A 26,767-nucleotide genomic window follows, 5' to 3' on the forward strand; every position below is an offset into this window, starting at 1 on the left:
GCCGGGATACGCAATCTGTACCCCGTTACCTCAGCGTGACATACGCCCCAAGGGCCAACAATGGGCGGACTCCCAGGTTGCCCGCCAGCCGCTTCGGCCACCGGAATCAGGCCCGCGCATCCGGAATAGGATTGAGGCATGTCCAAGGTCCTCTCCTCACTCCCCGTCGGCGAGCGCGTCGGCATCGCCTTCTCGGGCGGGCTCGACACGTCGTGCGCCGTCGCGTGGATGCGGCACAACGGCGCCGTGCCCTTCACCTACACCGCCGACATCGGGCAGTACGACGAGCCCGACATCGACGCGGTCCCTGGGCGCGCCACCGAGTACGGCGCAGAGGGCTCGCGACTCGTCGACGCCAAGGCCGCGCTCGTCGAGGAGGGCCTCGTCGCCCTCGCGACCGGCGCCTTCCACATCCGCTCCGGCGGTCGCACCTACTTCAACACCACGCCGCTCGGCCGCGCCGTCACCGGCATGCTGCTCGTGCGCGCCATGAAGGAGGACGGCGTCGAGATCTGGGGCGACGGCTCGACCTACAAGGGCAACGACATCGAGCGGTTCTACCGCTACGGGCTCATGGCGAACCCGGGGCTGCGGATCTACAAGCCCTGGCTCGACGCGCGCTTCGTGACAGAGCTCGGCGGCCGCAAGGAGATGTCGGAGTGGCTCGTCGAGCACGGCTACCCCTACCGCGACGCGACCGAGAAGGCCTACTCGACCGACGCCAACATCTGGGGCGCGACGCACGAGGCCAAGACGCTCGAGCACCTGGACGAGTCGATGGAGGTCGTCGAGCCCATCATGGGCGTCAAGTTCTGGGACGAGTCGGTCGCGATCCCGACGGAGGACGTCGCGATCCGTTTCGAGGCCGGTCGCCCCGTGGCGATCAACGGCACGACGTTCCCGGATGCGGTGGCGCTCGTCATGGAGGCGAACACGATCGGCGGCCGCCACGGCCTGGGCATGAGCGACCAGATCGAGAACCGCATCATCGAGGCGAAGAGCCGCGGCATCTACGAGGCGCCGGGCATGGCGCTGCTGCACATCGCGTACGAGCGCCTGCTGAACGCGATCCACAACGAGGACACCATCGCGACCTACCACGAGCAGGGCCGCCGACTCGGGCGCCTGATGTACGAGGGCCGCTGGCTCGACCCGCAGTCGCTGATGCTGCGCGAGTCGATCCAGCGCTGGGTGGGCTCGTCGGTCACCGGCGAGGTCGTGCTGCGACTGCGTCGCGGCGAGGACTACTCGATCATCGACACCCGCGGCGAGGGCTTCTCGTACCACCCCGACAAGCTCTCGATGGAGCGCGTCGGCGATGCCGCCTTCGGACCGGAGGACCGCATCGGCCAGCTGACGATGCGCAACCTCGACATCGCCGACTCGCGCTCCCGCCTGGAGGGCTACGCGGCGGCAGGCCTCGTCGAGGGCGAGACGGCGAAGCTGCTCGGTGCCCTCGAGGCAGGTCGCGCGGCCGAGATCATGGTCTCGCCCGATGCCGACCCCGAGGCGGTCGAGCAGTGGAACGACCGCGCGGCGATGGATCTGGGCACCGACTAGGCACCGCACGCCGCCTCGACGGCGGCTGGCCCGGCTACGGCTGGCCCAGCGCGGCGAGGTAGGAGGCGAAGCCGCCCTCCACGCGGCTGCGCGTGCGCGCTGAGGTGCGCACGGGAGGCCGCTGCCGGTCATCGATCACGGCGCCCGCCGCGCGCATCCGGGCGACCAGATCGACATCCTCGTGCAGGCGCATCGGCGCGATCCCGCCCACGACCTCGAGCGCCGAGGCGCGCACCCCGAGGTTCGCGCCGTGCACCGCGGCACCGACAGGGAGCCGGTCGTGCGCGGCGTGCCACGCCGCGAGCACGGGCGCGCGCAACGGCCCGTGCGGCACCACGCGCCCGACGAGCAGGTCGCATCCGCCGTCGGCCGCAGCCAGGTGGTCGAGCAGCCACGAGTGCGGCACAACGCTGTCGGCATCGGTGGTCGCCACCCAGGTCGCCGCGAGCGCGTCGGCCGCCGGCCAGCGGGCGAGCCCGTGCGCGATGCCCTCGCGCCGCGCTGCGCCGACCGAGGCGGCATCGATCTCGAGCACCTCGGCGCCCGCGCTGCGCGCGACGCCCGCGGTGCCGTCGACGCAGGCGTCGGCGACGACCAGCAGCCGCGCCTCGACGTGCGGCGAGCGAGCGGTGAGTCGGTCGAGCGCTGCCGCGACGCTCTCGACGCACGCGCCGACGCTCGCGGCCTCGTCGCGGGCGGGCACGACCACGAGCACGCGCTCGATCGGCACGCTGCTCATCCCCGCGCTCACGACGGCCGCGCTCACGACGGCACCAGCACATCGAGCAGGAACGCCGCGTCGCGGTGCTCGACCACGCGCCGCATGCCGGTGGTGCCAGCCGCGAGCGCATGCACCTGCTCGGCGGAGGCGAGGAGATCCTCGCCCTCGCCACGCCAGTGGCAGAGCACGACCTGCGCACCGGCGTCGCGCGCCTCGTGCAGGATGCCGCGGAGCGCATCCGCCTCGACGTAGGAACCGATCTCGCTGAGCACGATCAGGTCGACATCGGCTCGCGGCAGGCCGTCGTGGACGGCTCGGTGCTCGACCCACGCGTTCGTGCGCCCGGCGATCGTGCGCCGCGCCTCGGCGAGCGCCGGCAGCGAGGCGTCCACTCCGAGCGCGGCATCGCAGCGCGTCGCGAGCTCAGCCGTGAGCATCGCGGTGCCGCAGCCCACTTCGACCGCGAGCCGGTAGTGCTGCTCTGGCAGGGCGGCGAGCACGAGTGCGCGCTTGCGTCGCTCGTACCAGGCGGTGCGCGTCGACCAGGGGTCGCCCTCGTCGGCGTAGCGCTCGTCGAAGGGCATCGGTCGGGCGGGCGGCGCGAGCACCAGCCACTCGTCACCGGCAAATCGGGCGAGCATCGAGGGACTGAGCACGGCGCGATCGGCAGGATCCGGCGACAGCGCCGCGATCTGCGAGCGGTGGGCCGCGATCGCGCGCGCCTTGACCTCGCGGGCGTCGGCGTCGAGCGGCAAGCGGTGCAGCGCGACGTCGTCGAGCAGGCCGGGCTCACCCCAGAGCCACGCCCAGATGGGCGCCCATGCGCACTCGCGGCCCGCTTCTCGCGCGATGGCCGCGACCGCGTCGCCGACGAGCTCGTGATCGGGGTGCCCGTCGCGCGCCCAGGGCGCGATCACGCGCGCGTCGCTCGGCAGCGCGGCGATGAGCGGCGCGATGGCTGCCACCAGCTCGCGGCGGTGGCGCCGCAGCGCTCCGTCGGGAAGCCCGAGTCGGAGGATGTGTGCCCCGGTGCCCGCGAGCGCCGCCTCCTGCTCGGTGCGACGCTGCTGCGCGAGCGCTGCCTGCGACAGCGTCGGCGAGCCGGGGTGCGAGCCCTCGCCGTCGCTCGCGACCACGACGGTGACGGGGATGCCGCGCCGGGCAGCCTCGTGGATCGAGCCGAAGGCGCCGAGCACCTCGTCATCGGGGTGCGCGGCGACGACGAGCAAGGCGCCCGGCTGGCGATCGAGCACGGGCGCGGCGCGCAGCGCTGCGCTCTCGAGCCAGGCCTCGTGCGGCGTGCCGGCGTCGTCGCCCTCGAAGCGGGGCGCGCTCACCACTGCTGCGATCCGGCCGCCGCGCGAGCGGCGATCGCGGCACCGAGGGATGCCTGGTCGCGCTCGGCGTGGTGCTGGCGCACATAGAGCTGCAGGTCGGCGACGCGGCGCGCGTGCTCGGCTTCGAGCGCGAGCGGCGCGGGGCCGAGCGCTCGGCCGACGCGCTCGAGCACCTCGTCGACGGCTCGCGCGACGATGCCGCGCGTGCGGAGCGCGAGCGTGGCGGGATCCACCGAGGCATCACCCGCGTCGATGCGCCGGGCGGCGTCGGCGAGCGCGAGGCGGGATGCGGTGAGCGCCTCGTCGACGGCGCCCAGGTGCGCCAGTCGCAGCGGCGCATCCGCCGTCGCTCGCAGCAGTCGGCGCGCGATCGCCACGGCGCCGCCGTGCCAGCACGCCGCGACCCCGATGCCGCCCCACGCGAAGCCGGGGCGTCGCAGGTACCAGCCGGGCTCGCCGACCGGCTCGGCGGCCGCGCGGTCGAAGCGCACCGGGCCGGACGGGATGCCGGCGAGGCCCCGCGCATGCCACGCATCCGCCATGACCTCGACGCCCGACTGGCGCAGGTCGACGTCGACGAGCACGCGCTCCTCGCCCGACCACGCGGAGACCAGGGCGCGATCGAGCCGGTCGGCGAGCGAGCACCACGGCTTCTCGCCCACCAGCCGCCCCTCGCGCAGCTCGAGCCGCGCGCCGGGCCCCTCTGCCGCGAAGACGCCGTATGCGCCGGGGGCGGGCTGGATCCCCGCCTCGGCCAGGATCGCCACCGCGTCGAGGTGCGGCTCGATCGCCCGCGCGACCTCGAGATCGCGCGCGCCGAGGGTCGCGAGCGCCTCGAACCGCGCTGCGGTGCGGCCGGCGGCCGGGAGCGATGTGCTGGCCGCGAGCGCGGGGGCCGCGGCGAGCGCATCAGCGACGCTCGCGGGCAGCGATCCGAGCGCGGTCAGCAGCGCCTGTGCGCCCGTCCCGTCCTCGATCGTCACTGCCCCGGCCTCGATCGGTGTTGTGGCGGGCACGGGCTCTGGCATTGCTCCATTCTCCACCGGCTGTCCCCCAAGGCTGCTGTGCTGTACTGAGCGGATGAGCGATGGGCTCGAGCAGTTCTCCCCCGCGACCCGAGCGTGGTTCGCGGGAGCGTTCCGTGCTCCGACGGCGGCACAGGCCCAGGCGTGGGCCGCCATCTCGCGCGGCGAGCACACGCTCGTGGTCGCGCCGACCGGCTCCGGCAAGACGCTCGCCGCGTTCCTCTGGTCGCTCGACAAGCTGCAGCGCGAGGATGCGGAGCCGCACGAGGTGCGCGAGCCGGGCGTGCGCGTCCTCTACGTCTCGCCGCTGAAGGCGCTGGCCGTCGACGTCGACCGCAACCTGCGTGCACCGCTGGCCGGCATCGCCGCACGCGGCCGCGCCGACGGCGCAGAGCCACCTCAGATCAGGATCGGCCTCCGCACCGGCGACACGCCCCAGGAGGAGCGTCGAGCGCAGGCGAAGCATCCGCCCGACATCCTCATCACCACGCCCGAGTCGCTCTTCCTGCTGCTGACGAGCAAGGCTCGGGAGACGCTCCGCACCGTCGAGACCGTCATCATCGACGAGGTGCACGCAGTCGTGCCCACCAAGCGCGGCTCGCACCTGGCGCTGAGCCTCGAGCGGCTCGACGCACAGCTGGCGAAGCCGGCGCAGCGCATCGGCCTGTCGGCGACGGTGCGCCCGGCGGAGGAGGTCGCCGCCTTCCTCGGCGGGCCGGCGCCGGTGACCGTGGTGGCGCCGCCGAGCGAGAAGCGCATCGAGCTCACGATCACCGTGCCGGTCGACGACATGACCGACCTGCGCGGGCCAGCGCGCGAGGAGGCGGCGCCCACCGGCAGCGCGTTCGGGTCGACGAAGCCCGACCAGCCGTCGATCTGGCCGCACATCGAGCGCGAGCTGCTCGAGCTCGTCGACCGGCACCGCTCGACCATCGTGTTCGTGAACGCCAGGCGAGCGGCCGAACGGCTGACGGCGCGGCTCAACGAGCTCGATCAGGAGCGGTTGGATGAGGCGGAGGGGTCTCGTGACGCGAGCGCCTCCGGCGCGCGCTCCTCGACCAGCGGCGGTGACGCGAGCGCCTCCGGCGCGCGCGCCTCGACCAGCGGCGGCGACGACGGCGGCAGCCGCGTGATCCTGCGCGACGTGTCGGAGCACATCCGCCTGCGCCTCGCAGAGCGCGCCGCGGCGCGCGAGGCGGCGGGCACCGACGAGGCCGAGGTGCCGCCGCTCGCGCGCGCGCACCACGGCTCGGTGTCGAAGGAGCAGCGCGCCGAGATCGAGGATCAGCTGAAGTCGGGGCGGCTGCGCTGCGTGGTCGCGACCTCGAGCCTCGAGCTCGGCATCGACATGGGCGAGGTCGACCTGGTCGTGCAGGTCGAGGCACCCCCGAGCACCGCGAGCGGCCTGCAGCGCGTCGGCCGTGCGGGACACAACGTGGGTGACGCCTCCCGCGGTGTCATCATCCCGAAGCACCGCGCCGACCTGCTGCACGCGACGGTGGTCGCCGATCGCATGGCGCGCGGCGAGCTGGAGCCGATCCGCATGCCCCGGCACCCGCTCGACGTGCTCGCCCAGCAGACCGTCGCGGCCGCCGCGATGGATGAGCTGGTCGTCGACGAGTGGTTCCAGACCGTGCGGCGCGCTGCGCCCTTCGCGCAGCTCTCGCGCGGCGCCTTCGACGCGACCCTCGACCTCGTGGCGGGCGTCTACCCGAGCGACGAGTTCGCCGAGCTGCGACCGCGCGTGATCTGGGACCGCGACGCAGGCACCATCGCCGGCCGCCCGAGCGCCCAGCGCATCGCCGTCTCGAGCGGCGGCACCATCCCCGACCGCGGGCTGTTCGGCGTCTTCCTCTCTGGGCAGGAGGGCAAGCCGGGCGCGCGCGTGGGCGAGCTCGACGAGGAGATGGTCTACGAGACGCGCAACGGCGACGTCTTCGCGCTCGGTGCCACGAGCTGGCGGGTCGTCGACATCACGCACGACCGCGTGCTCGTCGTGCCCGCGTTCGGCGAGGTGGGCAAGCTGCCCTTCTGGCACGGCGACAACGAGGGCAGGCCCGCCGACCTCGGCGCCTCCATCGGCCGCGCCACCGCGGAGCTCGCCGCCGGGCTGAGCGATGGCAAGGCCGTCGACCTCCCGCACTCCGACGAGCGGGCGCGCCGCAACCTCGAGGCCTACGTGCGCGACCAGCTGGCCGCCACCGGCGCCGTGCCCACCGACCAGCAGCTCGTCGTCGAGCGCTCCCGCGACGAGCTCGGCGACTGGCGCCTCATCGTCCACTCCCCCTTCGGCCGACGCGTGCATGCGCCGTGGGCGCTCGCGATCGACCGGCGGCTGCGCGAGGACAAGGACATGGGGGCCGCGGCCATGGCCTCCGACGACGGCATCGTGATCCGCATCCCCGATTCTGACGCCGATCCGCCCGGTGCCGACCTCATCCGCTTCGAGCCCGAGGAGCTCGAGCGCGTCGTCGAGACGGAGGCGGGTGGCACCGCGCTGTTCGCGAGCCGGTTCCGCGAGTGCGCGGCGCGAGCGCTGCTGCTGCCCAAGCGTGACCCCGCCCGGCGCGCGCCGCTCTGGCAGCAGCGGCAGCGCGCGGCGCAGCTGCTCGACGTCGCCAAGCGCTACCCCGACTTCCCGATCGTGCTCGAGGCGCTGCGCGAGGTGCTGCAGGACGCCTACGACCTGCCGGCGCTGCGCTCCATCGCCGAGCGGCTGCAGCACGGCGACCTTCGCGTCGTCGAGGTCGAGACGCCGAGCCCCTCGCCCTTCGCCCACCACCTGCTGTTCGGCTACGTGGGCGCCTTCCTCTACGAGGGCGATGCACCGCTGGCCGAGCGGCGGGCCGCTGCCCTCACGCTCGACCCCACGCTGCTCGCCGAGGTGCTCGGCACGACGGCGCTGCGCGAGCTGCTGGACCCGCTCATCGTGGACCGGATCGAGCTCGAGCTGCAGCGGCTCGCCCCCGACCGTCGCGCGCGCGGTGTCGAGGGGGCCGCCGACCTGCTGCGGCTGCTCGGCCCGCTCACCGTCGACGAGCTCGCCGCCCGCATCGAGGGCGCCGACGACGCCGCGCTCGATCGCGATGGCGCGGCGGCGATCGCCGAGCAGCTCGTCGATGCCCGGCGCGCGGTGCGGGTGCGCGTCGCCGACGAGGAGCGCATCGCCGCGATCGAGGACGTCGCCAGGCTGCGGGATGCGCTCGGTGTGCCCCCGCCGCCCGGGGTGCCGTCAGCGCTCCTCGACACGGTGCTCGACCCGATCGGCGACGTCGTGGCTCGCCACGCCAGGACCCATGGCCCCTTCACCGTCGAGGACGTCGGGGCGCGCCTCGGCCTCGCGCCGGCCGTCGCGCGGTCGGCGCTGCGCGCGCTCGAGGCGCAGGGCCGCGTGCTCTCCGGCGCCTACCGGCCCGGCGGCTCCGGCGAGGAGTGGATCGACGCCCAGGTCCTGACGAAGCTCAAGCGTCGCAGCCTGCAAGCGCTGCGCAGCGACGTCGAACCGGTGGACCATGCCGTCTTCGCCGACCACCTGCTCGCGCACCAGCACGTCACGCGGCCACTGACCGGCGCGGACGGCCTGCTCGAGGCGCTCGACGGCCTCGATGGCCTGCCGCTGCCCCTCAGCGCGCTCGAGACGCTCATCCTGCCCTCGCGCGTGAAGGGCTACCGCCCCTCGATGCTCGATGAGCTCACCGCGAGCGGCCTCATCAGCTGGGTCGGCGCCGGTGCGCTCGCCGGCAAGGACGGGCGGATCGTGCTGCGCGCGGCCGACACCGTCGCGCAGCGACGCGACCTCGACCACGACGACCCGGAGGCTGCGGCGATCCTCGCGGCGCTCGGCGAGGGCGGTGCGCTCTTCGCCCGCCAGCTCGGCGACATGGTCGCGCTCGATCCGGCGCGGCTGGCGGATGTGCTGTGGCCGCTGGTGTGGGCCGGGCGCGTGACCAACGACACGATCGCGCCGATGCGCGCGCACCTGCTGGGCGTGCGGGCGCGCACGGCACCCGCGCCCAGCCGACGCTCGGCACCGGCGAGTCGCCGCCGCATCGGGCTCGCCCGCCCCTCCCGCACCGACGCGATGCCGCTGCTCGCGGGCCGCTGGCTGCTGGCGTCGAGGCCGGCGGGCGCCCCGACCGAGCTGGCCGCCGCCACCGCCGACGCGCTGCTCGCGCGCTACGGCGTCGTCACGCGCGGCAGCGTCGTCGCCGAGGACGTGCCGGGAGGGTTCCACGGTGTCTACCAGGTGCTCAAGGCCTTCGAGGAGGCCGGGCACACGCGCCGCGGGTACTTCGTCGACGGGCTGGGCGCCGCGCAGTTCGCGGACTCCCCGGTGGTGGATGCGCTGCGGGCCCGGCAGTCGAGCGGCCCCAGCGACGCGATCGCGACGGTCTCGGCCGTCGATCCCGCGAACCCCTTCGGCGCTGCGCTGCCGTGGCCCGAGGCGCGCGGCGACCACCGTCCCACCCGACGGGTCGGGTCGCTGACGACCATCGCCTCCGGGCGGCCGGTGCTGCACCTCGAGCGCGGCGGCAAGTCGCTGTTGACCTTCGCCGAGGACGACGACCTGCTGGTGCGAGCGCTCGAGAGCCTCGCGGATGCGGTGGCGCGGCTCGGAGGCCGTCGGCGCGTGCTCGAGCAGGTCGACGGTCGCTCCTCGCTGGAGGCCGACCTGGCGCCCATCTTCGAACGGGCAGGCCTGCGCCGCACGCCCCGCGGCTACCGGATCGGGCCGTGATGCGCTGCGCGATCGCGGCGGCACGCTGATGCCCGAGGGAGACACGATCTACCGCGCCGCCGTGCGCCTGGGCGCGGCGATGGCCGGGCGCGAGCTGCTGCGGAGCGACTTCCGGGTGCCCTCGCTCGCCACCGCCGACCTCGCCGGGGAGCGCATCGACGAGGTGCGAGCGGTCGGCAAGCACCTGCTCATGCGCGGCGAGCGCTTCACGATCCACTCCCACGCCGGCATGGACGGGCTGTGGCACGTGCTCGAGCCCGGTCGCCGCGCGCCCGTCGCGACCCACACCATCCGCGTCGTGCTCGCCACCGACCAGCACGAGATCGTCGGGTCGAGCCTGCCGGTGCTCGAGCTGCTGCCGCGCGCGGGCGACCTCGAGACGCTCGGCTACCTCGGCCCCGACCTGCTCGACGAGGGATGGGACGAGGAGATGGCCGCGGAGGCCGCGCGGAGGCTGCGCGCGACCGGGGCGCCGGTGGGCGTCGCGCTGCTCGACCAGCACGCCGTCGCCGGGCTCGGCAACGTGTACCGCGGCGAGCTGTGCTTCCTGCGCGGCGTGCACCCGGCGACGCCCGTGGGCGAGGTCGATGTGGAGCGGCTCGTCGCGCTCGCGAGGCGGCTGATGGTCGCCAATCGCGAGCGCACCGAGCGCACGTTCACGGGCGACACGCGCAACGGCCGGCGGACGTGGGTCTATGGGCGCGGCGGCCAGCCGTGCAGGCGGTGCGGCACGCGCATCAGGGATGCGCAGCTCGGGCTCGAGGACGGGATGCTGCGGCAGGTGCAGTGGTGCCCCAGGTGCCAGCCGGAGCCGGCAGCCGCGTAGCGGCTCTGTCCCGCGGCGCGCCCTCCCGACGGCCGTCCGCACAACGCAAGCCCGGCGACGAGGAACAGCGGGCTGCGGGGGCCAGAAGCGGCGTTCGCCCCGCGAGAGGGCTGCGGTGCTTGCGTTGTGCTCGGGCGGAGCGGGGCGGGGCGGGGCGGGGGCTTCGAGACGGCTGTGGGCTGCGCCCGCGGCCTCCTCAGCCAGCGGAGGCGGGAGGGACGGCGGCGTGCGCGCGGATCCACTCGTGCATCACGATGGCGGCTGCCGCTGCGGCGTTGATCGAGCGGGTCGAGCCGAACTGGCGGATCGCGACGTGCGCATCCGCGGCCGCGACCGCCGCCTCGGTCAGCCCCGGCCCCTCCTGGCCGAACAGCAGCACGCAGCGCTCCGGCAGCGGCGCCGCGTCGACGGGCACGCTGCCCTCGGTGTTGTCGACGGCCACGACGGTCAGGCCCGCACCGCGCGCCCACGCGGTGAACGCATCCGTCGTCTCGTGGTGCAGCACGTGCTGGTAGCGGTCGGTGACCATGGCGCCGCGGCGGTTCCACCGGCGCTTGCCGATGATGTGCACGGCGGATGCGGTGAACGCGTTGGCGGTGCGCACGATCGACCCGATGTTGAGGTCGTGCTGCCAGTTCTCGATCGCGACGTGGAAGGGGTGCCGGCGCGTGTCGAGGTCGGCCACGATCGCCTCGTGCCGCCAGTAGCGGTAGCGGTCGACGACGTTGCGCCGATCGCCATGCTCGAGCAGCTCGGGGTCGAGGCGCTCGTCGCTCGGCCACTCGCCCGCGAACGGCCCGACGCCGACGGCCAGCTGGGGCTCGTCGGCGTCGGGGCGTGTCACCGGTGGCTGCATGCCTCCAGGCTACGGGCGGCGACTACAGGAGCGGCTCCTGGTCGTCGCGCGCCCGCCGCGAGCGCCACACGAGCAGCCCACCGAGGAGCAGCAGCAGCGCGGCACCGCCCGCGATCAGCGGGATCGGCACCTCCATGCCCGTCTGCGGCAGGCCCGTGCCCGGGTGCTCGGGGCTCGGCACGTCGACCGTCGCGGAGGCGCCGTCCGTCGGCGGCTCCATGCCGGTCGGCGGCGTGCCCGTCGCCGTCGCGTCGTTCACGACCGTGTCGCCCTCGATGTCGGCCGCGGTCAGCGCATAGGTCGCCGTCGCCGCGACCGTCTCGCCCGGCAGCAGCACGCCCGCCTGGCCCGGCCAGGTGTAGGCGATCTCGGACAGGCCCGGCATCGCATCCGCGATCGACACCTCGGTCAGCGTCGTGCTGCCCGTGTTCGAGACCTCGAACGCGTAGGTGATGCGGTCGCCGACCTCGCCGATCGCGCCCTCCTCCACCGCGCCGACCTTGGTCAGCTCGATGCCGGTGGTGCGCGGCAGCTCGGTCGTGGTCTCGTCGCCCGGCGTCAGCGGCGCGGGGACCGGCGCCCCCGGTGCCGTGGGCGGCGTCGCCGTGCCGGTGGCCGCGTTGTGCACGGCGCCTGCGTCGAGGTCGGCCTGCGTCAGCGCATACGTCGCCGTCGCCGTCGCGACCTCGCCCGGCAGCAGCACGCCGGGGCGCGCCTCGTCAGGCCAGGCGTACTCGATGGTCGACAGGCCCGCGAGCTCGTCGATCACCGCGACACCCGTGAGCGTCGTCGTGCCAGCGTTCTCGAGCCGGAAGCCGTAGGAGATCGTGTCGCCCACCGAGGCCGGCGCGCCGAACAGCGGCGCCGCGTAGCCCGCGGTCTTCTCGAACAGCAGCTCGGAGCGCTGCTGCAGCGGCGTCGTCGTCTCACCCGGCTCATCGGGCCCGTCGGTCGATGCGAGTGCGGCGTTGCGCACGAAGCCCGCATCGATGTCGGCCTGCGTCACCGCATACGTCGCCGTCGCGGTCACCGTCTCGCCCGGCGCCAGGACGCCGGCCTCGCCCGGCCACGCGTAGGCGAGCTCCGACAGTCCCGCCATGGGGTCGTCGATGCCGACGCCGGAGAGCGTGCGGGTGCCGTCGTTCGTCACCACGAAGGCGTAGGTGATGACATCGCCGGGCTGCGCGTCGCCCTCAGCGTCGAGCGTGCCCGACTTGGTGAACGTCAGCGAGCCGAAGCCGGGCGTCGGGGTCGTCACGGAGTCCTCGTGCTCGACGGGCCCGCCGCCGGGCACCTGGCCACGGACGACGACCGAGTTCTCGACCGATCCGCGATCGAGATCGGCCTGGGCGATCGCGTAGGTCGCGGTCGCCGTCACCGTCTCGCCGGGCGCCAGCACACCGGCCGCACCGGGCCAGTCGTAGGCGATGTCGCCCAGCCCCTCGAGCTCGTCGCTCAGCGCCACCCCGGTCAGGGTCACGGTGCCCGTGTTGGTCGCCGAGAACGCGTAGGCGATCTCGTCGCCCACGAGCCCGGCACCGGTCACGGTCGACGACTTCTCGACGTCGAGGGCGCCGCGCTGCTGCGTGCCGACCTCTGCCGAATCGCCGTCGGTGACCGTCTCGCCCGTGGGCGAGGCGGCGGATGCGGTGGCGTCGTTCACGACGCGGCCCGCGTCGATGTGGGCCTGCGTGAGCACTGCGCTCGCGCTCGCCGTGACGGCCTGCCCCGGCGCCAGCACGCCGGACTCGCCCGGCCAGGCGCCGAAGGCGATGTCGCTCAGCCCCGGCAGGGGGTCGTCGATGGCCACGCCCGTGAGCGTGACGTCACCGGTGTTGACCACCTCGAAGGCGTAGTCGACGCGGTCGCCCGCGACGCCGGCGGCGCCGGGCGCGAGCGTGCCGAGCTTCGCGAGCCGCAGCGACGGGTGCCGGTCGATCTCGACCTGCTCGGTCGCGCTCGGCTCGAGGGTGTCGCCGTCGGGCGTCGTGCCCGTCGCGGTCGCCGTGTTGTCGACCGTGCCGGCGTCGACGTCGCCCTGCGTGATCCCGTAGGTCGCGGTCGCGGTGACCGTCTCCCCCGGCGCGAGCACGCCGACCTCACCCGGCCAGGAGTACTCGAGCGGGCTCAGCCCCTCCATCGCGTCGTCGATGGCGACGCCGCGCAGGGTGGTGTTGCCGGTGTTGGTGACCTCGAAGGTGTACGTGACGGTCTCGCCCAGCGCGGGCGCGGCATCCGTCGACGCGGTCTTCGTGAACGCCATGCTCGGCGACTGCACGATCGTGACCACCGCCGTCGCGTCGTCGTCGACGGGGCCCACGGGCGAGCTGCCGCTGGCGACCGCCGTGTTGTCGACGCGCCCTGCGTCGACGTCGGCCTGCGTGAGCACGTGCGTCGCGGTGACCGTGAGCGTCTCGCCGGGGGCGAGGCTGCCCTCGGTCGTGGCGCCGCTCCAGTCGTAGGCGAGCGCGTCGGCGGCGAACATCGGGTCGTCGACCGTGACGTCGTCGACCGTGACGGTGCCGTCGTTGACGACGACGATCGTGTAGTCGACCGCCTCGCCGACCGCACCGGTCGAGCCTTCGGGCAGCTGGGCGCCCTTGTCGGTGGTGAGGCTCGGCAGCTGCGGCAGCGGCAGCGTGCTCGAGTCGCCGGCCTCGATCGGCTCGCCGCCGTCGGGGGTGGCGGATGCGGTGGCCTCGTTCACGACGGAGCCCGCGTCGACGTGGGCCTGCGTGAGCGTGAGCGTGGCGGTCGCGGTGACCGTCTCGCCCGGCGCCAGCTCGCCCTCGACGGCCGCGGTCGACCAGTCGATCACGGGCGCCGAGACGCCCTCGAGCGCGTCGACGAGCGCGATGTCGCGCAGCGTCACCGTGCCCTCGTTCGCGAGCTCGAAGCGGTACTCGACCGCCTCGCCCACGGCGTCGGCGTCGTTGACGACGCGCTTGTCGAGCGTCAGCAGCGGCGTGCCCTCGAGCGCGACGGTCGCGGAGTCGCCCGCCTCGACGGGGTTGCCTCGCAGATCGGCGGCCGCGACGGTCGCCGTGTTCTCCACCAGCCCGGCGTCGACGTCGGCCTGCGTGAGCGTGTAGTCGGCGGTGGCGATGACCTGCTCGCCGGGGGCGAGCTGCCCCTCGATGGCGGCGGTCGACCAGTCGATCACGGGCGCGCTGAGGCCCGGCAGCGGGTCGCTCAGCACGATGGAGGTGAGCGTGCGCGAGCCCTCGTTGGCGATCACGAGCTCGTAGGCGACGGTGTCGCCCGCGACGCTCGCGGCGCCGGCGGAGGCCACAGCCGACTTGTCGAGCGAGATGCCGATGGTGCCGGGCGTCAGCAGCCGCTCGTCGTCGTCGACCGCGATGCGGTCGCCCGACGGCGGCTGTGCGGAGGCGGTCGCCGTGTTGTCGACGAAGCCAGCGTCGACGTCGGCCTGCGTGAGCGCGTAGGTCGCCGTCGCCGTGACCTGCTCGCCGGGCGCCAGCTGCCCCGCGGTGCCGGGCCACTCGCCGAACGCGATGTCGCTGAGCCCCGCCAAGGGGTCGGTGAGCTCGATCGTGGTGAGCGTGACGTCGCCGTCGTTCCGCACCACGAGCGTGTAGGTGACCTCGTCGCCCGCGACGCCGGCCGCACCGTCCTCGAGCGTCGCGGCCTTGTCGAGCACGAGCGCGGGCTGCGTGGTGATCGGCACCGTCACCTCGTCGGTCGGCCGCACGGGCTCGCCGACGGGCGGCGCGCCGACAGCGGCCGCGCTGTTGGTGACACCGCCGGCATCCACGTCGGCCTGCGTGATCGTGTAGGTGGCGGTCGCCGTGGCGATCTCGCCCGGCAGCAGCACCCCGGCGTCGCCGGGCCAGCTGTAGTCGAGCTCCGAGAGGCCAGGCAGCGGGTCGCTGACCGCGACGCCCGAGAGCGTCACGTTGCCGGTGTTCTCGAGCTCGAAGCCGTAGGTGACGACCGAGCCGAGCGCCGGCGCGTCGACCTGCGCCTCCTTCGCGAAGCGCAGCGAGGGCGAGGCCTCGAGCGTGTCCGTGACGGATGCGTCGTCGCGGGCCACGACGCCGGCGGCGGCGCCGCTCGGCGCGGTGCCGACGGCGGTCGCCTCGTTCGCGATCGAGCCGCGGTCGACGTCCGCCTGCGTGAGCACGTACCGGGCCGTGGCGGTGACGACGTCACCGGGAGCGAGGACGCCCTCGGTGCCCGGCCACTCGCCGAAGACGATGTCGCCGAGGCCCTCGAGCTCGTCGCTCAGCGCGACGTCGGTGAGCGTCACCGTGCCGGTGTTCTCGAGCGTGAAGGCGTAGTCGACGCCGTCGCCGGCGCTGGAGCCCCCGAGGACCGAGGTCTTCTCGAGCGAGATCGACGGCAGCTGTGCGAAGGGCACCGTGTCGGTGACCGTCTCGCGCAGCGGCTCGCCGGCGGGCGGCGTCGCGGCCACGACGGCCTCGTTGACGACGCTGCCGGCGTCGACGTGCGTCTGCGTCACGACGAGGTTCGCGGTCATGACGACCGACTCGCCCGGCAGCAGCACGCCCTCGGCGCCATCCCAGGTGGTGCCGGTGATCTCGAGCCCGTCGAGGGCATCCGTCACCTCGACCTCGCGCAGCGTGACGTGGCCGTCGTTCGTGGCGACGATCGTGTAGGGCACGGTCTCGCCGACCACGAAGGCCGAGCCCTCGTGCGACTTCTCGATCGTGATCGAGGGCGCCGCGCCGAGCGGTTGCGTGTGCGCGGCCTCGTCGGCGACCGGGCCCGCTGTCGCCGTCGTGCCCGTGACGGATGCCTCGTTGACGACGGCGCCCGCGTCGGCGTCGGCCTGCGTCAGCACGTAGGCGGCGCTCGCCTGGACGGACTCGCCCGGCGCCAGCGCACCCGGCTCGCCCGGCCACTCGCCGAAGGCGATGTCGCCGAGACCCTCGAGCTCGTCGCTCAGCTCGATGCCCGAGACCGTGACGGTGCCGTCGTTCGTGATCGTGAACGCGTAGTCGATCGTGTCGCCCGTGACGCCGAGCGCGCCATCGCGCAGCTCGCCCGTCTTCTCGAGCGCGATGCTCGCGCGCTGCAGCAGCGGCACGCGGTCGTCGTCGGTCGTCACCGGCGGCGTGATGCCGTCGCGCGGCGGGGCGCCGGTGACGCTCGCCTCGTTCAGGATCTCGCCGGCGTCGACGTGCGCCTGCGTCACCGCGAGCGTCGCGGTCGCCGTGACCGACTGGCCAGGCAGCAGCGTGCCGGCGGTGCCGGACTCCCACTCGCCGTAGGCGATGTCGCCGAGGCCCGTGAGCGCATCCGACACCGTCACGTCGGTGAGCGTGAGGCCGCCGACGTTCTCGACCAGGAATGTGTAGGTCACGTCGTCGCCGACCGCGAGCGGGCTCGCGGGCGCTTCGTGCGACTTCGTGAGCTCGAGCAGCGCAGTCGCGCCCAGGCCCTGCGTGTGCGCGGCCTGGTCGTCGACGGGGCCGGCGGGCGTGGTGCCCGAGGCGGATGCGTCGTTGACGACGGTGCCGGCGTCGGCATCCGCCTGGGTCACGACGTAGACCGCTGTCGCCTCGACGGACTCGCCGGGCAGCAGCGTGCCCGACTCGGCCGGCCAGTCGCCGAAGGCGATCTCGCCGATGCCGGGCAGCGCGTCCTCGAGCTCGATGCCCGAGACGGTGACGTTGCCGTCGTTCGTGATCGTGAAGGTGTACGTGAGCGCGTCACCGGCATCGCCGATGCCCGCGAGCTCGCCGGTCTTCAGCAGCTCGATGCTGGCGATGCGCTCGAGGGCGACGCGATCGGTGTCGCTGTCGCTCGGGTCGTCGCCGCGAGGAGCGGTCGCCGTCGCGGATGCCTCGTTCAGGATCTCGCCGGCATCCACGTGGGCCTGCGTGACCGTGAGCGTCGCGGTCGCCGTGACCGACTCGCCGGGCAGCAGCACGCCCTCGGCGGCCGGCCACTCGCCGTAGGCGATGTCGCCCAGGCCCGGCAGCTCGTCGGCCACGGAGACGTCCGCGAGCGTGAGCCCACCGGTGTTCGTGACGAGGAAGGCGTACTCCACCTCGTCGCCGACCGCGAAGGTGCCGGCGGTGTGCGACTTGTCGATCTCGATGGCCGAGACCGAGCGCAGCTCCTGCGTGTGCTCGTCTGCGTCGGAGACCGGCTGGCGCGTGGGCGTGAGCCCCGACGCGGTCGCCTCGTTGTCGATGGAGCCGCGATCGGCGTCCGCCTGCGTCACCGCATACGTCGCGGTGGCCGTGACCGACTCACCGGGAGCGAGCACGCCGTCGATGCCGGGGAACGGGCCGAAGGCGATGTCGCTGAGGCCCTCGAGGTCGTCGGCGAGCGCGATCGCCGCGATCGTGACGTTGCCCTCGTTCTCGATCTCGAAGGTGTAGGTCACCGTGTCGCCCGCGTTGCCGACGCCGCTCGTCAGCGCGCCCGTCTTCGTGAGCGTCAGGCGCGGGGTCGGCTCGAACGGCACCGTGTCGGTGTCGTCGTCGGAGACCTCGGTGTCCTGCGGTGTCGTGCCGACGACCGAGGCGGTGTTGTCGATGGCACCGGCGTCGATGTGCGCCTGCGTCACGACGAGCGTCGCCGTCGCGGTGACCGACTGCGTCGGTGCGAGCACGCCGGCCTCGCCCGGCCAGGTGCGGTAGGCCAGATCCGACAGGCCCTCGAGCTCGTCGCTCGCCTCGACGCCCGTGAGGGTGAGGTCACCGGTGTTGGTGACCACGAACGAGTACTCGACGGTGTCGCCGACCGCATAGTCGCCCGCGGGGTGCGTCTTGTCGATCGACAGCGCGCCGACGGCGGGCAGCGGCTCGACGTGCCGCGCGCTGTCGCCGACGTCGCCGGCGGTCGCGGTCGTGCCGGTGGCGGATGCCTCGTTCACGACCTCGAGCGCGTCGGCGTCGGCCTGGGTCAGGACGAGCGAGGCGGTCGCGGTGACCGCCTCGTCGGGCGCGAGGACGCCGGGCACGCCCGGCCACGTGCCGAAGGCGATGTCCGTGATCCCCGCGAGCTCGTCGCTCAGCGCGATGTCCGAGACCGTCACGTCACCGTCGTTCGTGATCGTGAAGGTGTAGTCGATGCGGTCGCCGGCGACGCCGTCGACGAGGTCGACGAGCGAGCCCTCCTTGACGAGCGACAGGCTCGGCGACTGCGCGAGCACGACCGTGTCGTCGTCAGTGACCGACGGCGTCGGCAGCGTCGCGCGCGGCGGCGTGCCGGTCGCGGTGGCCTCGTTCTCGATGAGCCCGGCGTCGAGGTGCGCCTGCGTCACCGCGAGCGTCGCGGTCGCGGTGACCGACTGGCCCGGCAGCAGCGTGCCCTCGGTGCCCGACTCCCACTCGCCGTAGGCGATGTCGCCGAGGCCCGGCAGCGCATCCGCCACCGTCACGTCGGTGAGCGTGACGTCACCCGTGTTGGTCACCAGGAAGCCGTAGGGCACGACGTCGCCGACGCCGAAGCCTGCGCCGGTGTGGGACTTGGCGATCGAGAGGCCGGGCGCGGCGCCGAGCGCCACGGTGGCGTCGTCTGCATCGGCCACGGGGCCGGCGGTCGCGGTGTCACCCGTGACGTCTGCGGTGTTGTCGACCAGGCCCGCGTCGGCGTCGGCCTGCGTGACCGCGTAGGTCGCGGTGGCCGTGACGACATCGCCAGGTGCGAGGGTGCCGGGCTCGCCCGGCCAGAGCGCGAAGACGGGCTCGCTGAGGCCGTCGAGCTCGTCGGTCAGCTCGACACCGGTGACGGTGACGTTGCCGTCGTTGCGGATGCTGAACGCGTAGGTGATCACGTCGCCCGCGACTCCGGTCGCGCCCTCGGTGAGCGCGCCGGTCTTGACGAGCGTCAGCACGGGATCCTGCAGCAGCGCGACCGTGTCGGTGTCGGTGCCGCTCGGGGCCGGGCCGCGGGGCGCGGTGGCCGAGGCGGTCGCGACGTTCACGATCTCGCCCGCGTCGAGGTGCGCCTGCGTCACGGTGAGCTGCGCGGTCGCGGTGACCGTCTCTCCGGGCAGGAGCACGCCATCGGCAGCGGGCCACTCGCCGTAGGCGATGGCGGTGAGGCCCGGCAGCGCGTCGGCGATCGAGACGTCGCTGAGCGTGAGGCCGCCGGTGTTCTCGACCACGAAGGAGTAGTCGACGACGTCGCCCACGGCGAGGCCGTCAGCCGTGTGCGTCTTGTCGATCGTCAGCGCGCCGACCGAGGCGAGCGGCTGCTCGTCGGTGTCGGTCGCCTCGACCTCGCCGTTCTCCTGCGTCGAGCCCGTGGCGGTCGCCGAGTTGTCGACCGTGCCGGCATCGGCATCGGCCTGCGTCACCGCGTAGCTGGCGGTCGCCTCGACCGACCCGCCCGGCGGCAGCTCGCCCTCGGTGCCCGGCCAGGTGCCGAAGGCGATGTCGCTGAGCCCCTCGAGCTCATCGGCGAGCGCGATGTCGCGCACGGTGACGGTGCCGGTGTTCGTGATCGTGAACGTGTAGTCGATGGTGTCGCCGGGGTTGCCGACGCCGCTGAGCGCGCCGTCCTTGACGAGCGTCAGGCTCGCCGTGCCGGGCAGCGGCACGGTCGCGTCGTCGGTGTCGCTGACCGGCTCTGCGTCGTTCGGCGGGGTGGCGGATGCGGTGGCCTCGTTCACGACGCCGTTGGCGTCGAGGTCGGCCTGCGTCAGTGCGCGCTCGGCGCTCGCCGTGACCTGCTGGCCGGGCGCGAGCGTGCCGGGCGCGGCAGCGTCGGGCCAGGCGCCGAAGGCGACGCCGGCCGGGAACATCGGGTCGTCGATCGAGACACCGGTGACGGTGACGTCGCCGGCGTTGCGCACGACGAAGTCGAACTCGACCACGTCGCCGACCGCGCCGGTGCTGCCCGTCGCGAGCGACGCATCCTTCGTGAGGACGATCGATGCGTCGGTCGAGAGCTGCACGTCGCCGTCGGCGCTGTCGGAGACCGGCTCGCCGCGAGCCGGGGTGCCGGAGGCGGCGGCGGTGTTCTCGACCACGCCGCGGTCGACATCGGCCTGCGTCACCGTGTACGTCGGGCTGGCGGTGACGCGCTGGCCCGGCTGCAGGGTGCCGGGAGTGCCCGGCCACGTCAGCGTGAAGCCCGTGAGGCCCGCGAGGTCGTCGGTGAGCGTGACCCCGGTGAGCGCGACGTTGCCGGTGTTCTCGGCGACGATCGCGTAGCTGATGGTCGCTCCTGCGACGCCCTCGCCCGAGAGCGTCGGGGTCTTGGTGACCGTGATGCCCGGCGCGGCGGGCAGCTCGACGCGCTGCTCGTCGGAGTCGCTCGTGCTCTCGCCCTCGAGCGAGGATGCGAAGACGGTCGCGGCGTTGTCGACGAAGCCGCGCTCGATGTCGGCCTGCGTGAGGACGTAGGTCGCGGTCGCGGAGACCGACGCTCCCGGAGCGAGCGTCGCGGGCTGCTCGGGGTCGGGCCAGGCGCCGTACTCGATGGCGCTGATGCCCGGGAGCGCGTCGACCAGGACGACGCCGGAGAGCGTGAGCGGGCCGTCGTTGACGATGTCGAAGCCGTAGGAGATCGTGCTGCCCACGACGGCGCCGCCCGTGAGCGCGCCCGTCTTCGTGAGGGCGATGCTGGGCTCGACGACGATCGGGAGCGAGTAGTCGTCGATGACGCTGGTGCTGGCACCATCCGGCGTCGTGCCGGAGACGATCGCGGTGTTCTCGCGCGTCAGCGCGTCGACGTCGGCCTGCGTGAGCGTGTAGGTCGCGGTGAGCTCGACCGACTGGCCGGGCAGCAGCACGCCTTCTTCTGCAGGCCACGCCTGGGCGGTGGGCGTCGAGAGGCCGGGCAGCGGGTCCTCGACGGTGACGTCGGTGAGCGTCGTGTTGCCGGTGTTCTCGACCACGAAGGTGTAGACGACCTCATCGCCCGCGATGCCCTGCGCGCCGTCTGCGAGGGTGCCCGTCTTCTCGAGCGAGAAGCGGGACGTCTGCGGAACGAGCACGCGGTCGTCGTCGGTCGTCACGGGGTTCTCGCCTCGCGGCGAGGTCGCGGATGCGATTGCGACGTTGTCGACGAAGCCCCCGTCGATGTCGGCCTGGGTGAGGGTGTACTGCGCCGTGCCAGTCGCCGACTGGCCGGGGAGGAGCGTGCCGGCGGCCGCGGGCCACGTGATCGCGACCGGTCCGTCGACGAGGTCATCGGCGATCGCGACAGCGGTGAGCGTGACGTTGCCGGTGTTGGTGACCGTGAAGTCGTAGGCGACGGTGTCGCCCTCGAGGCGCATGCCCTCGGCGAGCGAGCCCGACTTGTCGAGCGTGAGCGCGGGGCGGGAGACGATCGGCACGATCGCCGTGTCGTCGTCCTCGACCGCAGCGCCCTCTGGCGAGGTGCCGCTGACGACGGCCGTGTTCTCTGCGCGACCCGCGTCGCGCTGCGCCTGCGTGACCGACCAGGTCGCGGTCGCGGTCGCCGTCTGTCCGGGTGTGAGCGTGCCCGCGTCGCCGGGCCAGGTGTAGCTGATCGTCGCGCCGCCGAGGTCGGCGTCGTCGAGCGCGACCTCCGTCAGCGTGACGTTGCCGCTGTTGACGATGGTGAAGGTGTAGTCGATCCGGTCGTCGGCCACGCCCGGTCCGCCGAGCACGAGCGTGCCGGCCTTCGCGAGCTCGACGCCGGGCTCCTGCTCCAGCGAGATCGTGAAGGAGTCGGTGTCGGTGGCATCGGCGAGCCCGCCGGGCGGGGTGCCCGAGACGTTCGCGGTGTTGTCGAGTCGGCCCGCGTCGACCTCGTCCTGCGTCAGCAGGTGCGTCGCCCGGAAGGTCATCGACTGGCCTGCCAGCAGCGTGCCGGCGTCGCCGGGCCACTCGCCGACGACCTGGAGCTCGTCGGCGGCGAACAGCGGGTCGCTGACCGTCACGCCCGTGAGGGTGGTGTTGCCGTTGTTCGTGACGACGAGGTCGTAGACGGCCGGGTCGCCCGCGACGCTGCCGCCGGTGAGGGTGCCGCGCTTCTCGATGTCGATCGAGGGCTCGCGCTCGACGACGACGCGGGTGCCGCCCTCGTCGCTGATCTGGGGGCCGGTCGGCGGCGTGCCGACGACCGTCGCGGTGTTGCGCGCCTCGCCCGCATCCGCCTGCGCCTGCGTCAGCGCGGCGGTCGCCGTGGCGGTGACGGTCTGGCCGGGGGCCAGCTGACCGGGCGTGCCGGGCCAGGTGTACGAGAGCGCGCCGAGGCCCGGCATCGGGTCGCTGATCGCGACGCCGGTGAGCGGCACGTTGCCCGTGTTGCGCGCGGAGAAGGTGTAGACGATCGGGTCGCCCGGCATGCCCTCGGCGAGCACGCCCGACTTCAGCAGCTCGAGCGCAGGGAGGCTCGGGATCGGGTGCGTCGCACCGTCGAGCGCTGCGACCCGGTTGCCGGAGGCATCGGAGCCCTCGACGCGGGCGTTGGCGTTCACGACCGAGCCGCGGTTCACGTCGGCCTGCGTCAGCACGTAGGTGGCGCGAGCGATGACGGTCTCGCCTGCCGCGAGGGTGCCGGAGGGGCTGGCGGGGTTGCTCGACGTCGCCCAGTCGATGGCGAGGCCCTGGAGGCCCGCCATGTCGTCGGTGAGCACGATGCTCGTGAGCGGGCTCGTGCCGGCGTTGCGCACGACGAAGGCGTACTCGAGCGTGTCGCCCGCGCGCGCGGTGTAGTCGGCGCCGGGCGAGACGCGCTTGTCGAGCTCGATGTCGGTGTACTGGATCACCGAGGGGTCACCCGCATCGCGCACGGCGACGCCGCCCGAGGTCTCGGCGCTCACGGTCGCGACGTTGGTGTAGCCCTCGAAGACGGGCGGCCCGACGCACTCGTAGGAGATGGACTGGCCGATGGCGAGGTTGCCGATGACGCGGTCGCAGGCGGTCGCCCACGGGTCGCTCACCCGCACGTTCCGCAGCGGCGCGGAACCCGTGTTGCTCACCACGATCGTGAAGGTCGGGATCTCTCCCTCGACGAGCTGCTGCAGGTCGTCAGCACCGTTGACGCTCTTGTCGACGGTGACGGCACCCACGGGCACCGAGAGCGCGACCGACTGCAGCATGTAGGAGTCGCCGGTCGTGCCGAGGACCAGCTCTGGCTGCACCTGCCCCGTGCCGATCGCGGTGAGCGGCGCGTCCACCACCGTCATGCTCGCGTTGTAGAAGCTGCCGGTCGACGTGCCCTGGTACCGCACCGACGACGCGGTCGAGCCCGTGCCGATGTTGTCTGTCACGCCTGTCGGTGAGGTGATGCGCGTTCGCGCTCCGCTGGGACCGTTGCGGTACTCCGCGTAATCGCCCACGATCGCGGCGTCTCCCTCGCCGATGGAGAAGCTGGCGCGCGTGCCGGGGGCGACGGAGTTGAACGTGCCGAACGGGACAGTCAGCGGGACGTCCGATGATGCGAGACGCGCGTGGCCGTCAGAGAGGATGACGTTGCGCGCAACCGTGCCCGGGTCGTTGGCGCTGTAGCTGCCGAAGTCGTACACGAGCGACATCGACCAGCCGCCGAAGCAGCCGTGTCCTTGCGCGAGCCACAGGTCTCCGACGCTCACCAGCTGCTGCGATCCAGCAGGAAGGCCCGCGAGCAGCGACGTCACGTCGGCTCGGCCCGAGTAGTAGTAGGACTCGTTCGTGTTGACGGTCGGCTCCGTCGTGAACGTCGCGCCAGAGACGACCTGCACCGGGCCCGTGCCGATACGGACGCGCGGCATGCGGTCGCGGTACGAGCCAGTGGGCACCGAGCCGGTCACGCCGGCGTTGGCCGAGCATCGCGCGCCCGTTTGGCCCTGGACGACTCCCGTGTTGCCCATCCAGTACAGCTCGGCGTGCACGACCTTCGCGCCGGCAGGGATGCTGACTCGTGCCTGGCTCGAGTTCGAGCCCATCGCCGCGGAAGCCCCGACGTTCACCATGTTCAGGTAGTCGTTGTAGTTCACGCGGGAGGTGCCGGTACCGCTGACGGTGCCGTTGTGCAGGCCCGTCGGGGAATCGCTGCGCTGAGAGAGCACAGGGGTGGAGGCGACGAGGTTGCCGTTGCCGATCATCACGTAGTCGCCGTTGACGATCTCGTCGTAGCTCGACGTGACCGGCTTGATCACGGCCGCCTCGGCCGCCACCGCTGGCGTGAAGACCACGGCGGTCGCTGCGAGGAGCATCGTCAGGCCCGCCGCGATCGGCTTGGTGATGGAGCGGCGGTGCGTGCGGGCGCGAGGGTGCATCGAGTCAGCAATCTTCGTTGGGGAGAGAGCACGCACGGCGGCGACAGCACGCGGCGGGCATAACGACTCGACAGTAGTTCACACTTGAGGAAACGTAAAGAACATTTTCGGTAACTGTTCTATAACAGACGCGATCCCGCGTCCGGGTGGGGGCCCCGACCCGGGCAACATCTCCGTCATCCGCCTGCAACCCGCACGCCGTAGCCTCAGGGCATGCGAACGCGCGAGGACATCGAATGCTGGCTCACCGACATGGACGGCGTGCTCGTCCACGAGAACCGCCCGCTCCGGGGCGCCAAGGAGCTGCTGCGGCAGTGGCAGGACGCGGGCACGGAGTTCCTCGTGCTCACGAACAACTCGATCTTCACGCCGCGCGATCTCGCGGCGCGGCTGCGCGCATCCGGTCTCGACGTGCCGGAGGCGCGGATCTGGACGAGCGCGCTCGCCACCGCCGACTTCCTGCACGACCAGGCGCCCGGCGGCTCTGCCTACGTGATCGGAGAGGCGGGCATCATCACGGCGCTGCATGAGATCGGATTCACGATGACGGACTCGGATCCGGACTTCGTGGTGATCGGCGAGACGCGCTCCTACTCGTTCGAGGCGATCACGAAGGCCATCCGCCTGATCGCCGGCGGTGCCCGCTTCATCTCCACGAACCCCGATGCGACAGGCCCCAGCGCCGACGGCATCCTGCCGGCGACCGGCGCCATCAACGCGCTGATCACGACGGCGACGGGGCGCACGCCCTACATCGTGGGCAAGCCGAACCCGATGATGTTCCGCTCGGCGCTCAACAAGATCGGCGCCCACAGCGAGGTCACCGGCATGATCGGCGACCGCATGGACACCGACATCATCGCCGGCATGGAGGCCGGGCTGCACACCGTGCTCGTGATGACCGGCATCTCGACCCGCTCGCTCGTCGACACCTACCCGTTCCGGCCGGACGAGATGCTCGAGGGCGTGTTCGAGCTCGTGGACGCGGCGCCGGTGGAGTCAGAGGTCGAGTCGCCGCGCGACGACATCTAGGCGCTGCGCTCGCAAGCCCAGAGTTTCCTCAAGGGTGCGCGACGTTGCTCAGCGGTGGTCGAGCATGCCCTTGTCGATTTGCGCTCCATAACGTCGTTCGCGCAGACTTGCGCAGGCCGCGCCATCGCCGGCCGACGCACGACCTGAGTGAGATCGATGTTCGCACCCGCACCTCCTGCTGATCAGACCACGGCCCAGGGCCTCCGCGCCCGCAAGAAGCAGATGACCTACCGCACGATCGCCGACGCCGCACTCACCCTCACGACCGAGCGCGGCCTCCCGAACGTGACGATCGATCAGATCGCCGAGCGCGCGTTCGTCTCTCCCAGGACGGTGTCCAACTACTTCGCCTCCAAGGAGGCGGCGCTGCTCGCTGCGTTCGACAGCGGGCCGAACGACCTCCTCGACGGTCTCGCCGCCCGCCCCGCCCACGAGCATCCGCTGCGCTCGGTGCTCACCGTGCTGCTGGAGGACGTGCGCGGCTGGGATGAGGAGCGGCTGCAGCTGCTGCGCGACAAGGAGGCGCTGCTCGAGGAGAACCCCTCGCTCGTGCCGCATCGCCTGGCGCAGCTCGAGCAGTTCGACGGCGCCGTGCGAGCGATGATCGCCGCCCGCACGGAGAGCGACCCCGCGAGCGACCTGCTCGCGCAGCTCACGGCGGGAGCGGCCACGGCCGCCCTCAAGACGGCCATCCGCACCTGGTCGGCGACCGACGGCGACGCGAACGACCTCGCGGCACTGCTCGAGTGCGCGTTCGACGCCTTCTCGAGCGGGCTGCAGCCCGACCTCCGCTAGCAGCGTCCGGTCAGCCGAGCCGTCCGCGGTCGTCCATCCGGCGGCCGTTGGCGCGGATGCGCTGCTCGACACCGCGCGGCGTGACACCGAGCAGGGCCGCGAGATCCTGCACGGCCATGCCTGCCTGCACCAGGTTGCGCAGCGCCGCCGAGCGCTCGCGCATCGCGGCCTCCATCTGATCCATCGCCTCGCGGTAGCGAGCGCAGGCCTCGGCGACCCGCGGGTCGCTGCCCGCCTCGTCGAGGGCGGGCGCCTCACCGGCGTCGAGCAGGTCGCTCAGGCGCTTTGCCACCACCCGCTCGCCATCGATGTCGCGCCGCCAACGGCTGCCGTCGAAGCCGACCTGCACCGGCACGGCGGCGCGCTTCGAGGGCGTGCGCGGCGCATCGATCGCGTGCCGGTCGGCACCGATGGCCTCGACCACCTCGGCCTGCGGCACGCCGAGCGCGCTCGCGATGGCTGCGCTGCTCGCGAGGCTGGGCTGCGACCGGCCGTTGAGCCAGCGGCTCACCTGGGACTGCCCGATGAGCCCGTTCGAGGCGCGTGCGACGTCGATGCCGCGCAGCCCCTGCTCGCGCATCTGATCGCGCAGCCACGAGGAGAACGCGGGCCGGTCACCGGCGGATGCACTGGGCTCGACGTCGGTCGGCTCGGGCCTGAGATCACGCATCGCACGTGTCCTTTCCATCGGTGGCAGCTG

11 protein-coding genes are annotated in these 26,767 nt (G+C 73.1%); 5 read left to right on the forward strand and 6 right to left on the reverse strand.

Features of this window, described 5'->3' with window-relative positions; translation table 11 throughout:
• Positions 1-138 precede the first annotated feature (138 nt).
• The gene (gene argG, locus BQ6202_RS10950) at positions 139-1,560 is read left to right on the forward strand and encodes an argininosuccinate synthase (protein WP_072314483.1); all 1,422 of its coding nucleotides are present in this window, start codon (positions 139-141) and stop codon (positions 1,558-1,560) included.
• A gap of 34 nt (positions 1,561-1,594) precedes the next feature.
• Here argG and BQ6202_RS10955 read toward each other — a convergent pair whose 3' ends face one another.
• From BQ6202_RS10955 to BQ6202_RS10965, 3 genes are read right to left on the reverse strand one after another with little or no spacing between them, the layout of a single operon-like run.
• Positions 1,595-2,290, reverse strand: coding sequence for a glycosyltransferase family 2 protein (locus BQ6202_RS10955; protein ID WP_159433641.1), 696 nt, complete (start codon positions 2,288-2,290; stop codon positions 1,595-1,597).
• Positions 2,291-2,322: 32 nt separating this feature from the next.
• Positions 2,323-3,618, reverse strand: coding sequence for a PIG-L family deacetylase (locus tag BQ6202_RS10960; RefSeq protein WP_072315117.1), 1,296 nt, complete (start codon positions 3,616-3,618; stop codon positions 2,323-2,325).
• Positions 3,615-4,646: a hypothetical protein gene (locus tag BQ6202_RS10965; protein ID WP_083587217.1), complete on the reverse strand. Its 1,032-nt coding sequence runs from the start codon at positions 4,644-4,646 to the stop codon at positions 3,615-3,617. Before BQ6202_RS10965 ends, BQ6202_RS10960 begins: the two co-directional genes overlap by 4 nt.
• A gap of 52 nt (positions 4,647-4,698) precedes the next feature.
• Between BQ6202_RS10965 and BQ6202_RS10970 the strand changes: the two genes are divergently transcribed.
• Complete coding sequence (locus BQ6202_RS10970; RefSeq protein ID WP_072314484.1) at positions 4,699-9,381, forward strand: Lhr family helicase; 4,683 nt, start codon at positions 4,699-4,701, stop codon at positions 9,379-9,381.
• A gap of 28 nt (positions 9,382-9,409) precedes the next feature.
• Positions 9,410-10,207, forward strand: a complete 798-nt coding sequence (locus tag BQ6202_RS10975; protein WP_072315119.1) for a DNA-formamidopyrimidine glycosylase family protein — start codon at positions 9,410-9,412, stop codon at positions 10,205-10,207.
• Between the two features lie 196 nt (positions 10,208-10,403).
• Here the strand turns inward: BQ6202_RS10975 and BQ6202_RS10980 are convergent, their stop codons facing one another.
• Together BQ6202_RS10980 and BQ6202_RS10985 are read right to left on the reverse strand one after the other, a co-directional pair.
• On the reverse strand, positions 10,404-11,063 hold the full coding sequence (locus tag BQ6202_RS10980; protein WP_072314485.1) for a TrmH family RNA methyltransferase: 660 nt from the start codon (positions 11,061-11,063) through the stop codon (positions 10,404-10,406).
• A 22-nt stretch (positions 11,064-11,085) separates the two neighbouring features.
• The gene (locus BQ6202_RS10985) at positions 11,086-24,240 is read right to left on the reverse strand and encodes a DUF7507 domain-containing protein (RefSeq protein WP_072314486.1); all 13,155 of its coding nucleotides are present in this window, start codon (positions 24,238-24,240) and stop codon (positions 11,086-11,088) included.
• Positions 24,241-24,453: 213 nt separating this feature from the next.
• On the opposite strand from BQ6202_RS10985, the gene BQ6202_RS10990 reads away from it, so the two are divergent.
• Positions 24,454-25,272 (forward strand): HAD-IIA family hydrolase, encoded by an 819-nt coding sequence (locus BQ6202_RS10990; RefSeq protein WP_072314487.1) that lies wholly within the window; start codon positions 24,454-24,456, stop codon positions 25,270-25,272.
• A gap of 156 nt (positions 25,273-25,428) precedes the next feature.
• The gene (locus BQ6202_RS10995) at positions 25,429-26,067 is read left to right on the forward strand and encodes a TetR/AcrR family transcriptional regulator (RefSeq protein ID WP_083587218.1); all 639 of its coding nucleotides are present in this window, start codon (positions 25,429-25,431) and stop codon (positions 26,065-26,067) included.
• A gap of 10 nt (positions 26,068-26,077) precedes the next feature.
• On the opposite strand, the gene BQ6202_RS11000 is transcribed toward BQ6202_RS10995, so the two are convergent.
• On the reverse strand, positions 26,078-26,737 hold the full coding sequence (locus tag BQ6202_RS11000; RefSeq protein ID WP_072314489.1) for a helix-turn-helix domain-containing protein: 660 nt from the start codon (positions 26,735-26,737) through the stop codon (positions 26,078-26,080).
• Between the last annotated feature and the right edge of the window lie 30 nt (positions 26,738-26,767).

This window comes from Agrococcus sp. Marseille-P2731, from assembly GCF_900117395.1.
GTDB lineage: Bacteria > Actinomycetota > Actinomycetes > Actinomycetales > Microbacteriaceae > Agrococcus.